This is a genomic window from Zhouia amylolytica (genome assembly GCF_900116365.1).
Taxonomy (GTDB): Bacteria; Bacteroidota; Bacteroidia; order Flavobacteriales; family Flavobacteriaceae; genus Zhouia; species Zhouia amylolytica.
In genome coordinates this window covers 52,540-66,672 of the sequence record NZ_FPAG01000009.1, presented here as the reverse complement: position 1 = coordinate 66,672, position 14,133 = coordinate 52,540, and the positions used below count along the sequence as shown (strand labels likewise).

Genomic DNA, 14,133 nt, shown 5'->3' with positions numbered 1-14,133 from the left:
ATTTTCTTTTTGCTATAACTTATTCATTGTTAATTAGTTAATATTCCTTATTTTTATGTTAGGAACAGCTGAATGCAATTGCATTTTACCTTCATAAATCTTTCCAAATAACTTATAAAGGCTATTGCCTCTAAATCTTTTGTTAGAAGATTTAGGGATTACCTGCCTATTTCTGCCGTGTGGTAAAAAAGGGTTACCATATCAATTTGTTTTAGTAGTGGTATGTAGTTCGCTTTGATTTTCTTGAATCAACCTTATCGGGTTGTGTTAATTAGTGAACCTAAACAGATAATAAATATCCTTACGATCCATATCAGCTGTATGTCCTTGAATGTTCAAATAAATCACTGATAGTTTAATTAATCAACCTGTAATCATGAATACTAGTTTAGCAGAACTCAAGTCAAAAGTAAATGGAAGTCTCATTATGCCTGGAGATCCTAATTATGATGAAGCTCGAACCATATATAATGGGATGATCGACAAAAAGCCGGCAGCAATCTTTAAATGTAAAGACACCTCAGATGTTGTCAAGGCTGTTGAATTTGCACAAAAACATAACCTCGAAGTCTCTATTAAAAGTGGCGGACATAATGGGGCTGGATTGGCACTCGTAGAAAACGGATTAGTAATCGATCTTTCTGAAATGAAAGGCATAAGCGTCGATCCCGCTACTAAAACCGCTGTTATAGAACCCGGAAATGTGCTTCGGGATGTGGATAAGGCAACACACGAATATGGACTGGCATTGCCAAGTGGAATTATCGGAACTACCGGAATAGCAGGAATCACCCTGGGAGGAGGACTCGGTTATCTCAGTCGAAAAGGCGGACTTACAATTGATAATTTATTGGAATGTAAAGTGGTGTTGGCTAATGGAGAAGTGGTAACCGCTAATGAAAATGAAAATTCAGATTTATTCTGGGCCTTGAAAGGTGGAGGCGGTAATTTTGGAGTGGTGGTTTCTTTTAAATTTAAACTTATCGATGTTAAAAATGTATATGCCGGACCTATGTTTTGGCCATTAGAAAAAGCTAAAGAAGTAATGGAGTTTTATGATGCTTTTACAAAAGATGCTCCAAATGATCTATACGGTTTCTTTGCGTTTTTAATTGTACCACCCGGCGACCCTTTCCCGGAACATTTAAGAAATAAAAATGTGTGTGGAGTGGTTTGGAATTATACCGGACCGATAGAAAAAGCAGAAGAAGTCTTTAAGCCAATAAGGGCATTCGGCCCGCCAATTCTTGACTTTGTTCAAGAAATCCCTATGCCAGCGCTTAATGGTATGTTCGATGAATTATACCCTCCGGGGATGCAATGGTATTGGAGGGCTCATTATATTAAAGAGTTAACTCCCGAAGCAATAGCTGCAAATATTGAGTTTGGATCGAAAATTCCAAGTATCCATTCAACTACACACCTATATCCGATCGATGGTAGAGTGCACGATTTCTCAAATAGTGATACCGCTTGGGGTAATCGAGAGGCAAGATGGTCACAGGTAATAGTAGGGGTTGATCCTGATCCGGCAAATGCTGATAAAGTTACCAAATGGTGTAAAGGCTATTTTGATGCACTAACTCCTCATGCCATGGGTGGAGCCTATGTCAACTTTATGATGGAAGAAGGACAGGATCGTGTGAAAGCTTCATATAGGGAAAATTACGATCGATTGGCCGCCATTAAGGCTAAATATGATCCGGGGAATTTCTTTCATATAAATCAAAATATTAAACCCGCAGGGTAATAGACATTAATGGAGGATTATTGAATAGTTGTATTGATGATATAGCAAATGAAAGTATAACCAAAAATGTTTTCAATGATGAAATTACCAGTAAACTGTTTAATTACAACCCCGATTTTATCCGGAATCAAATTTATCTCGCTTTGTTGTATCGGAGGATTATTGATGTTTTCCTGTTCAACCGATAATGAGGTTCTGGATTTAGAAGACCTTAATGCTGCTGATGCTCATTTCCAATCCAACCATTGGGATAATTGGGAAGCACAGGTGCAGCTTTTAACCAATAAAACACGAAGCTTTTATAACTTTAAGGTGGCTAAAGCACGCGGATGGAACGTTGATGCTTCAGGGTATGTACCCCAGATGGGACATCATTTTGTCAATGAAGCCCTGATGGATGATGTTTTTGAAATGTTAAAACCGGAAGCGTTGTTGTATGCTCCTGATGAAGATGGTAACTGGGAGTTTTTGGCAGTAGAATATCTGGTCTTCCCGACAAATCCGGAAGATCCCGGTACGCCTCCCGAGGGATTCCTGGGAGATGAGGATGTATGGTTTTTTAATACGGATGTAGGTGCCTGGACACTGCATGTATGGGTGAGGATGGAAAATCCTGATGGCGTATTTGCAGCTTCAAATCCTTTACTGGAATAAAGAGCCACGTTACACGTCTATAAAATCAAAACGCCTGACCTCAGGCGTTTTTTTATTCGAATATTGTACCTTAGCATCCTTAGAATAGCTGTGAATTTGACCAAACAATTGAAATATGCACAAATGATAAAGTCAGAGGCTAAACGTCTCGGGTTTTTGTCTTGTGGTATCTCTAAAGCAGATTTTTTAGAGGAAGAAGCTCCGAGATTGGAGAAATGGCTAAAGAATAATATGCATGGCGAAATGCATTATATGGAGAACCATTTTGATAAACGTTTAGATCCGCGTAAATTAGTCGAAGGGTCAAAATCTGTGGTTTCCATGCTCCTTAATTATTACCCTGAAAATACCCAGGAGGATCCTGAAGCTCCCAGGATTTCTAAATATGCATATGGTACCGATTATCATTTTGTGATTAAAGATAAGCTGAAACAATTACTGCAATTTATTCAGGAGGAGATCGGTGAAGTAAATGGTCGTGCTTTTGTCGATTCGGCACCTGTTTTAGATAAAGCATGGGCCGCAAAAAGCGGACTGGGCTGGATTGGTAAAAATGCCAACCTGCTCTCTAAACAAGTTGGCTCGTTTTTCTTTATCGCTGAGCTGGTTATCGATTTGGACCTGGCCTGTGATACCCCTGTAACTGATCACTGCGGTAGTTGTACCGCATGTATCGATGCATGTCCTACCCAGGCAATCGTAGAACCCTATGTGGTTGATGGAAGTAAGTGTATATCGTATTTTACCATCGAACTTAAAAATGAAATACCACAAGATGTTCGCGGTAAATTTGATAACTGGATGTTTGGTTGTGATGTGTGTCAGGATGTTTGTCCGTGGAATCGCTTTTCGAAGCCCCATAATGAACCACTGTTTAACCCGCATCCCGATTTATTGTCGATGACCAAAAAGGATTGGGAAGAAATTACAGAAGATGTCTTTAGAAAGGTCTTTAAGAAATCTGCTGTAAAGCGTACCAAATTCTCCGGACTCAAGAGAAACATAGATTTTCTCAAATAAACAACCCTTCCTCAATAGAGATATTCAAAAGCACTTTTCTATAAAAAAAATGAATCCTTGGATCTGATTCTATTATCTTGAAATAATTGGTGAATTTTCAGTTCTGTCAGGTTTTTCATTACGTGAATTTCAAGCGCATTTATACGAATATAAAAATCCCGGTCATTAGCCGTCGAAGGGTTCTAAATCGATATTGGAATTAAGGGGCTGCGTCGACGTTAAAACAAACTTGATCGGCAAATAATGCAAGGTTATCCCCATATTATCCCCATGTTATCCCCATAATATCCCTAAATAATCTTTATCCATCTTCGCTTGTTCCCTAATGAAAAAGTTAATCATCTCTCCCGGTTTCGTTCCGATTACAGGAGCTAAAAAGGAACCTGGTCCGAGCAATATTAGTATCAGAAAGATGATGCGTTCCCGGTATAGAATTATAGCACCCCTAAGGGTGCAGGTGTCAATGAAATACTTGTTAATTTCCGGCAGATGATTCGTAAAAACCCTGAGATGATGATTATTTAAAAACAACAGTTTTAAGGTGGTGGTATATCCAAGATAACTTTTACCTTTGTAGCTTCATTTTAAAAGAATGAACTTATGAGTAAAGACAGTACTAGAAGGCGAGAGGCATTGGTGTACCATGCCAAGCCCCAGCCCGGGAAGATTAAAATAGTTCCAACCAAAAAATATGCAACACAAAGGGATTTGGCATTAGCGTATTCTCCCGGAGTAGCAGAACCTTGTTTGGAGATTGCTAAAGACAAAAGCAACGCATATAAGTATACGACAAAAGGAAACCTCGTAGCCGTAATATCAAATGGTACTGCAGTATTAGGTCTTGGTGATATCGGTCCGGAAGCCTCTAAGCCTGTTATGGAAGGGAAAGGACTTTTATTCAAGATATTTGCTGATATCGATGGTATGGATATCGAACTAGATACCAAGGACGTCGATAAGTTCATAGAAACAGTAAAAACAATAGCTCCTACTTTTGGAGGTATTAACCTTGAGGATATCAAAGCTCCAGAGGCATTTGAAATAGAGAGAAGACTCAAAGAAGAGCTCGACATCCCTGTGATGCACGACGATCAGCACGGTACAGCTATTATTTCTGCAGCAGCCTTGTTGAATGCGTTGGAAATTGCCGAGAAGAAAATAGATGAAGTTCGCATTGTAATTAGTGGAGCAGGAGCGGCGGCAGTTTCATGTACGAGGCTTTATAAGGCTTTTGGAGCTAAGGCAGAAAATATAGTAATGCTTGACAGTAAGGGGGTAATTAGAAGTGATAGAGATAGCCTTTCTTCAGAAAAAGCGGAATTTGCTACAGATAGAAAAATAGACACCCTAGAAGAAGCGATGCAAGATGCAGATGTTTTTATTGGACTTTCTATTGCAGATATTGTAACTCCTGAGATGTTGAATGCTATGGCAGTAGATCCTATTGTATTTGCCATGGCAAACCCAGACCCAGAAATCGCCTACGACCTTGCTATTAAAACCAGGGAAGATATTATCATGGCAACCGGAAGATCAGATCACCCTAATCAGGTGAATAATGTACTGGGCTTTCCTTTTATTTTCCGTGGAGCCCTCGACGTTAGAGCTACCAAGATAAATGAAGAAATGAAAATGGCAGCCGTTCGTGCATTGGCAGAATTGGCAAAAGAAATGGTGCCGGAACAAGTGAATATCGCATATGGAGAAACCAAATTGACATTCGGACGCGAATACATTATACCAAAACCATTCGATCCAAGGTTAATAGCCACAGTTCCTCCTGCTGTTGCAAAGGCAGCTATTGAAAGTGGAGTAGCTAAAGAACCTATCGAAGATTGGGAGCGTTATGAAGAACAATTATTGCAGCGTTTGGGTAATGACAATAAATTACTGCGATTACTTCATAGTAGAGCTAAAACAAATCCAAAGAGAATCGTATTTCCTGAAGCAGATCATTTAGATGTGCTTAAGGCGGCGCAAATAGTCTTTGATGAAGGTATTGGAATTCCGATACTTTTGGGAAGAAAAGATGTAATTCTTGAACTTAAGCAAGAATTAGAATTCGACGCCGATCTAACGATTATTGATACCAAAACAGACGATCATAACGAGAAGAAAAAGCAATATGCCAAGCAATATTGGGAATTACGCAAACGCAAAGGCGTTACCTTGTATGAAGCTGAGAAGAAGATGCGTGAGCGTAACTATTATGCGGCTATGATGGTGAATGAAGGCGATGCTGATTGTTTGATTTCTGGATATTCAAGGTCATATCCAACCGTGGTAAGGCCAATGTTAGAGCTTATCGGAAAGGCAAATAATGTGTCTAAAGTAGCGGCGGTAAATTTAATGATGACCGAACGTGGTCCTATGTTCCTTGCAGATACTTCAATAAACATTGAGCCATCAGCGAATGATTTAGCTAATATCGCTCAAATGACTGCTTCTGCAGTGAAGTTGTTTGGTTTAGAACCGGTAATTGCTATGTTGTCATATTCGAATTTCGGTTCATCGGAGCATCCGGTCGCCAGAAAGGTAAATGATGCAGTGAGAATGTTGCATGAAGAGCATCCTGAAATTATAGTTGATGGAGATATTCAAACAGACTTTGCCCTGAATCAGGAGCTGCATCAATCGAAATTTCCGTTTTCTAAATTGGCAGGCAGAAAAGTAAATACATTAATTTTCCCGAGCCTGGCCTCGGCTAATATTACCTATAAGCTCATAAAAGAATTGAATAAATCAGAGTCTATCGGGCCTATAATGTTAGGGATGAACAAGCCGGTACACGTTATTCAACTTGGAGCCAGTGTTGAAGAAATGGTAAATATGGCCGCTGTGGCCGTTGTAGATGCACAAGAGCGTGGAAAGCGCAAAAAGAAAGCATAGCTCAACTTAAGTTTTATAAACTTTCCTTGAATATATACTTATAGAGTAAAAATGATATAAAAATTTTCATACCAAACGTCTAAGATTTGGTATGAAAATTTTTTGTAGGTTTGAGCTACTAATGTTTTCTAAAAATGATTGAGCATATTAAAGGTAAGTTGGTTGAGAAAAATCCAACCTATGTGGTTATTGAATCTAATGGTCTTGGGTATTTTATCAATATTTCACTTCATACATTTTCGCATATTTCACCAGATGAGAATATAAAGTTATTTACCCATTTTCAAGTTAGGGAAGATGCTCATACGTTATATGGGTTTATAGAAAAATCGGAAAGAGAGATTTTTAGATTGTTGATATCAGTGTCAGGAGTGGGGGCGAGTACGGCCAGAACCATGTTGTCATCGATGACTCCTGCTCAGATTAGAGATGCCATTGCAGTGGGAGATGCCCCGACGATTCAATCCATCAAAGGAATTGGTGCAAAAACTGCACAACGAGTTATTTTGGACCTTAAAGACAAGGTGTTGAAAGTGTTTGGTATTGATGAAGTTTCGGAGGTTCAAAACAATACAAATAAGGAAGAAGCGTTATCTGCTTTAGAGGTGTTAGGTTATGCTAGGAAGCAAGCCGAGAGAGTGGTGAATAAAATTTTAAAATCAGAACCTGAATTAAGTGTTGAAGCGTTAATCAAACAATCACTGAAGAACCTTTAATTAAATTTGAATCCAACCAATACCCCAAAATATATGACGAACCTTTTGAAAAGGATCTTCATCTTTTTAATGTTATGCGTATCAGGCTTAACCGTGGCTCAGAATCCTGCACAACAACAGGATACTGTAAAGTCAGGGGTTTCTTTGGGAACAATTAAATTAAAAAATCCAGCCAGTGTAATTTCTAAGTATACATACGACCCTGTAACTGATCGCTATTTTTATACAGAAAAAATCGGAGATTTTGATACGGCCTATCCGCTGATACTAACTCCGAAGGCATTCAAAGAAATGATGCTTCGTGAACAAATGAAGAATTATTTCAAAGAAAAAGAAAGTGCGATCTCAGGTAAAACTGAAGAAGGGAAGGAAGATCAAAAAAACCTGTTGCCCAACTTCTATGTTAATTCAGATTTTTTCCAATCGGTTTTTGGTGGCGATAAAATTGAAGTAATCCCTACAGGTTCCATTTCAATGGATTTGGGAGTCCGCGTTCAAAAAAATGACAACCCGGCTTTATCACCTAGAAACAGGACGAATATCACTTTTGATTTTGATCAGCGTATAAGTTTAAGTTTGCTTGGTAAGGTTGGAGAACGATTAACAATCAATGCAAATTACGATACGGAAGCGACCTTAGATTTTCAAAATCAGATAAAACTGGAATATACGCCCACGGAAGATGATATTATTCAGAAAATTGAAGTGGGTAACATAAGCATGCCACTTAATAGTTCTTTGATAAATGGAGCTCAAAGTTTGTTTGGTGTTAAAACAGAATTGCAATTTGGGAAAACCAGAGTTACAGCTGTATTTTCCGAACAACGATCTCAAAACAGGAGAGTAGTTGCTGAAGGAGGAGGTACAGTGAATGAGTTTGAAATCTCGGCATTGGATTATGATGCTGACAGACACTTCTTCTTGTCGCATTTTTTCCGGGATCAGTACGATCAGGCTGTTGCTAATTATCCCTATGTGAATACCCCTGTTCAGATTACCAGAATAGAAGTATGGGTGACCAATAGAATTCAAAATACCCAGAACGTTAGAAATATTGTAGCCTTACAGGATTTAGGGGAGCCTTTTCTGGATAACACCCGATTAAATCAAAATGCGCCTGCAGGCTTTTTTAATACCACAAGTGATCTTCCTCAAAATGAAGCGAATGATTATAATCCATTTGAAATAGGGGGCACCTCTGTGCTAACTGAAGAAATAAGAGATGTAGCAACCGTTCAACAAGGTTTTGGAATATTAAACACCCAGGTGAATCAAGGATACGATTATGCCGTACTTGAAAACGCAAGAAAATTAGAGCAAGGAAGAGATTATCGATTAGATCAGCAATTGGGGTACATTTCATTAAACCAGCGCCTTAGTAACGATGAGATCCTCGGTGTGGCTTATCAGTATACGTATAGGGGAGAGGTGTATCAAGTAGGTGAGTTTGCCAACGATGGTGTGAATGCAACAGAGTATGAGAGTAATGCAAGTGGTCAGGTAGTAGCGGTAAACCCTCAGAGTTTGGTGCTTAAAATGCTTAAAAGTAATCTTACCCGTGTAGAAGATCCGGTTTGGGACTTAATGATGAAAAATATTTATGCAACAGGAGCTTTTCAGTTGTTGCAAGAAGATTTTAAAATGAACATCCTATATACAGATCCTTCGCCTGTTAACTATATCTCGCCGGTAGATGAGGCAACATGGCCCTCAGGGTTGGAAGAACGGATTTTATTAGATGTTTTTAACTTTGATCGATTGAACGTTTACAACGATCCGCAAAATGGTGGAGACGGATTCTTTGATTTCTATCCGGGAATTACCGTTGATACTCAAAATGGCTTGATCATTTTTACCAAGGCTGAACCCTTTGGAGAATATATTCATGGGGTGCTTGGTGGAGGAGATTATAATAACCCGGACTCTTACAATGCGAATCAAAGCAAATATGTGTTTAGAAGCTTATACGAGAGTACACAGGCAGCTGCCTTAGAGGATAGCGATAAAAATAAGTATCAGTTAAAAGGTAAATATAGAGCCGAAGGTGGACGAGGGATCTCATTGGGTGCATTTAATGTGCCGCGGGGGTCTGTAAGAGTAAAAGCCGGAGGTAGGATACTTCAGGAAGGAGTCGATTATACCGTGAATTATATAGCGGGTACAGTCCAGATTTTAGATGAAGGACTGAAGGCTTCGAATATTCCGATTGAGGTGTCAGTCGAAAACAATGCTGTTTTCGGACAGCAAACCCGTCGTTTTGCCGGAGTAAATGTAGAGCACAAAATAAATGATAACTTCCTGTTAGGAGGAACCATGTTAAACCTTAGTGAGCGACCATTGACTCAAAAGGCAAACTATGGAACTGAACCTGTGAATAATACAATTTTTGGATTTAACGGGAATTATTCAACCGAACTACCTTTTTTAACCAGATGGGTAAATAAACTTCCAAACATAGATACGGATGTTGCGTCAAATCTTTCTGTTAGAGGCGAATTTGCCTATTTAATGCCTGGATCTCCAAATATGGCCGATTTCGATGGGGAAACAACGGTGTATCTTGATGATTTTGAAGGCGCTCAGGCATTCATAGATGTAAGGTCTCCGCTTGGTTGGTCATTAGCGAGTGCTCCAATAGGTTATGGAGGGGAAATACCGAATAACGACCTAGCTTCTGGAGAAAGAAGGGCTAAGTTGGCATGGTATACAATCGACCCTATATTTTATACCAATCAAAGACCTTCTTCGATTAATGATAATGACCTTTCCTTGAATTCAACCAGGAGGATTTATATAGATGAAATATTTCCGCAACAAGATATTGCGCAAGGGCAAACCCTGGTGCAAACCACCTTGGATCTTGCTTATTATCCAAATCAGAAAGGACCATATAATAATAATTTAGATTTTAGTAATGAAGCTCCTCAAGATAAATGGGGAGGAGTAATGCGTTCGATAAGCAGTACAAATTTTGAACAGGCAAATGTTGAATATATTCAGTTTTGGGTGCTGGATCCATATTACCAGGATGGTCAGTTGTCAGGACAAGGAGGAGAATTGGTGTTCAACCTTGGAAGTATAAGTGAAGATATCCTTAAAGATGGTAGAAAACAATATGAAAACGGTTTACCCGGTGTAAATAGTAATGTGCTAACTCATGAAACGGTTTGGGGTTTAACCCCTGCCTCTCAGTCACTGGTATATGCATTCGATGCAGAGGAAGCGAATCGTCGATTACAAGATGTTGGTTTTGATGGCTTGTCTGACAGTGAAGAAGCTGCAAAGTACACCAATAATGGAGGTGCAGATCCAGCGTTGGATAATTATGAATACTATTTGAATGTCGAAGGAGATATTTTAAGTCGATATTTGAATTATAATAACCCTCAGGGAAATTCACCAATTCAGGTAACCAATACAAACAGAGGGTCAACGACCCTTCCAGACGTTGAAGATGTGAATCGTGACTTAACGATGAATACAGTAGATAGTTATTACGAATACAGAATCCCGATTTCACCAGGTATTCAAAGTACAGACAGATACGTTAGTGATGTTAGAGTGGTGAATACCACAAGCTTACCGAATAACGATTCTTACCAGGTAAGATGGATACAATACAAGATTCCCGTTCGTGATTTTGAGAATGCTATTGGAGGTATAACTGATTTCAGATCTATTTCATATTTAAGAATGTATATGACTGGGTTTTCTGAAAACACAGTCATGCGTTTTGGAACACTGGATTTAGTGAGAGGTGATTGGAGGTCCTATACCCGAGCGCTGAATCCTGATCAGGGAATAGATGACCAGGTGGTTTCTGAAATTAGCACGGTTAATATTCAAGAAAATGATCAAAGAGTACCGATTGCATATGTGTTGCCTCCTGGAGTGAGAAGAGAACAATTAAATACCAACAATACGGTTATTAATGTGAATGAACAATCCTTGTCCTTTTCCGTTTGTGAACTTGGACCAAGAGATGCTCAAGGGGTTTATAAAAATGTCAATGTAGACTTAAGACAATATGAGAAACTCAAGATGTTTGTTCACGCCGAAGAAATTGAAGGGCAGGAATCCCTGAATCAAGATGATCTTGTAGCATTTATTAGGTTCGGAACCGATTATGATCAAAATTACTACCAGATTGATGTTCCCTTGACACCAACAGATTATGTACCGGGACAGGTTAATAATTTATCTTCAGACTTGGTATGGCCGGTGGAGAATAATATTGATGTGCTGCTGAGCACGTTTTCTAAAATTAAAGCTGAAGTTTTACAGAATTCCAACCTGAGTTCAAGTGAAGTGAATTTCTTTAATGAGGATCTTCAATCAGTTGATGAATATGATTTGGGAGGATTAACAGGAAACAATCGATATAAATTTGGGATAAAAGGTAATCCTTCTTTGGGGAATGTTAGATCGATAATGATAGGATTGAAAAACGGAACAACCAACAAGGATGTTTGCGGAGAGGTCTGGTTTGATGAATTGCGATTGGCAGGTCTGGATAACAAGGGCGGTTGGGCTGCAGTTGGTTCCGTAGACGGGAATGTGGCCGATTTTGCTAACTATTCAGTAACCGGAAGTGTGAACAATATTGGATTTGGCGCATTAGATGAAACACCGAATGAGCGAAGTAGAGAGAAGGCTGTCAAGTACGGTGTTAATACAAATTTGAATTTAGGACAGTTATTGCCGAAGCAGTGGGGCGTTCAAATACCTTTAAACTATAATATATCGGAAGAATTGATAACACCTGAATTCGATCCGTTGTATCAGGATCTTAAGTTGCAGGATCGATTGGATGCGGCAGAAAGCACTGTAGATAGAGAGCTTATTCAAAATCAATCTGAGGATTATACAAAACGACGTGGAATCAATGTTATAGGGGTTAGGAAAAATCGTGGAGAAGAACAGAAGCCACATGTGTATGATATTGAAAATTTCACATTCAATATGGCTTATAATGAAACAAATCATAGAGATTTTGAAGTTGAACAGTTGAGAGATCAAAATGTCAGGACAGGATTTACTTATGGCTATAACTTTGAGCCAGAACCCGTGGAGCCGTTCGCTAAAAATGACTCTTTATTCACGGGGAGTTATTGGCAGTGGCTGAAAGATTTAAACTTTAATTATCTTCCTAATAATATATCCTTGAACTCGAATATAAATCGAAGCTTTAATCAGCAGCGTTTTAGAGAAGTGTTTGATGGAGATCAATCACAGTTTATTGGATTGCCGGAGTTGCAACAAAGAAATTTCTTGTTTGACTGGCAATATGCAATTAATTATAATTTAACCAAATCAGTTCGTGTAAACTTTACCGCGGCAAATAATAATATAGTTCGTAATTATTATACACTTGATGAAGATGGTAATAAAACGATTAATAGAGAGATGAACCTCTGGAGTGGTTTTTGGGATGTTGGGGAGGCCAATAGGCATACGCAAAAACTACAGGTTGATTATGAACTCCCTTTTAATAAAATTCCAACCTTGAGTTTTATGAATGCTACATATTCCTATACTGCCGATTTTGATTGGCAGCGTGGAGGTGATGTCTTACGTGAAATTGCAGGGCAACAATTAAATACCGTTCAGAACGCAAGCACACATAAGCTAACTTCGTCTTTAACTATGGACAGGTTTTACAGGTATTTAGGGTTGAAAAGTGATCCGAGAAGAAATAGGGCTGGTGTTACCAGGAATAATGGTGATCCACAGGTTGCCGATAAAAAAGATAATAAGGGATTGAATGTGCTTACCGATTTCGTGACCATGTTGAAACGGGTGAATGTAAGTTATACTAAAAATGCAGGTAAGCTGCTTCCGGGTTATATCAGGAGTGTCGGATTTATAGGAACTTTAAAACCATCCGTTGGATTTACCTTTGGTAGTCAGAAAGATGTTCGTTATGAAGCTGCACGAAGAGGATGGCTTACAACCTTCCCGGATTTTAACCAACAGTACATGGAGCGGGATGCAACGGAATTTGATGTAACAGCAAATCTGGAGCCATTTAAAGATCTAACCATAGATTTGTCAGCTAACCGAAGATATTCGGAAAACTATACAGAAAACTTTAGAGTAGATAATCTTGGGTCGGGGGTTTATGATTATGTTAATTTACTCGGTAATCAGTATGGTGATTTCTCGATATCCTCGATAATGATTAAAACTGCTTTCCAAAAAAGAGATGAATCCGTTTCGGAAACGTTTAATGAGTTTAGTGATAACAGGATTGTTATTGCTCAACGATTGGCAGGAGTGTCAGTGAATCCAAATGCCACGGAATATCCAGATGGTTACGGACCAACGAATCAAGCAGTGCTATTACCAGCTTTCATAGCTGCTTATACGGGCCAGGATGCCAGTAGTGTGAATTTAAATGCCTTTAGAGACACCCCAATCCCTAACTGGTCGCTTAAATACACTGGTTTAATGCGCTTGGGGTGGTTTAAGGATGTGTTTAGGCGCTTTTCTATTGGACATGGTTATCGATCTAGTTATAGTATAAATGCTTTTCGAACCAACTTAGATTATGATATCGATAATCCAAATGAACGTGACCAGTCTGGTGATTTTAAAAACCCGACGCTTTATACCAATGCCACTTTAGTAGAGCAGTTTAATCCATTGGTGAAAGTTGATTTTGAAATGAAAAATTCTTTTAGTGTTCTAGCCGAACTCAGAAAAGACAGGGCGCTTTCCCTTAGCTTTGATAATAATTTATTGACTGAGATGTCGGGTAATGAATATATACTTGGTTTAGGTTATAGAATTAAAGATTTAAGGTTTGTAACAAATATTGGAGGGAAAAAGAGTACTTTGAAAAGTGACCTTAATATCAAAGCTGATTTATCATTAAGAGATAATATTACGATTATTAGAAATTTAGATATTAATACCAATCAGGTAACAGCAGGGCAAAATATCTGGGCTGTAAAATTTACTGCCGACTATGCGCTTACACAAAATTTAACGGCATTATTTTATTACGATCATACCCTTTCAAAGTATAAAGTGTCTACAGCATATCCACAGGCAACCATTCGATCAGGAATAACATTGCGTTATAATTTTGGAAATTAACAA

6 protein-coding genes are annotated in these 14,133 nt (G+C 38.7%); all 6 read left to right on the top strand.

Going from position 1 to position 14,133, the window contains the following annotated elements:
• Window positions 1–376 precede the first annotated feature (376 nt).
• Window positions 377–1,750 carry an FAD-binding oxidoreductase gene (locus tag BM361_RS14980; RefSeq protein ID WP_074979901.1) on the top strand — a complete coding sequence of 458 codons (1,374 nt, stop codon included), beginning with the start codon at window positions 377–379 and terminating at the stop codon, window positions 1,748–1,750.
• A gap of 75 nt (window positions 1,751–1,825) precedes the next feature.
• The gene (locus BM361_RS14975) at window positions 1,826–2,404 is read left to right on the top strand and encodes a hypothetical protein (protein WP_139226734.1); all 579 of its coding nucleotides are present in this window, start codon (window positions 1,826–1,828) and stop codon (window positions 2,402–2,404) included.
• A 123-nt stretch (window positions 2,405–2,527) separates the two neighbouring features.
• Window positions 2,528–3,424 (top strand): tRNA epoxyqueuosine(34) reductase QueG, encoded by an 897-nt coding sequence (gene queG / locus BM361_RS14970; protein ID WP_074979898.1) that lies wholly within the window; start codon window positions 2,528–2,530, stop codon window positions 3,422–3,424.
• 600 nt (window positions 3,425–4,024) lie between these two features.
• Window positions 4,025–6,313 carry an NADP-dependent malic enzyme gene (locus BM361_RS14965; protein ID WP_074979897.1) on the top strand — a complete coding sequence of 763 codons (2,289 nt, stop codon included), beginning with the start codon at window positions 4,025–4,027 and terminating at the stop codon, window positions 6,311–6,313.
• Between the two features lie 134 nt (window positions 6,314–6,447).
• Complete coding sequence (gene ruvA / locus BM361_RS14960) at window positions 6,448–7,029, top strand: Holliday junction branch migration protein RuvA (protein WP_074979895.1); 582 nt, start codon at window positions 6,448–6,450, stop codon at window positions 7,027–7,029.
• A 33-nt stretch (window positions 7,030–7,062) separates the two neighbouring features.
• Window positions 7,063–14,130, top strand: coding sequence for a T9SS outer membrane translocon Sov/SprA (gene sov, locus BM361_RS14955; protein WP_074979894.1), 7,068 nt, complete (start codon window positions 7,063–7,065; stop codon window positions 14,128–14,130).
• Window positions 14,131–14,133: the final 3 nt, after the last annotated feature.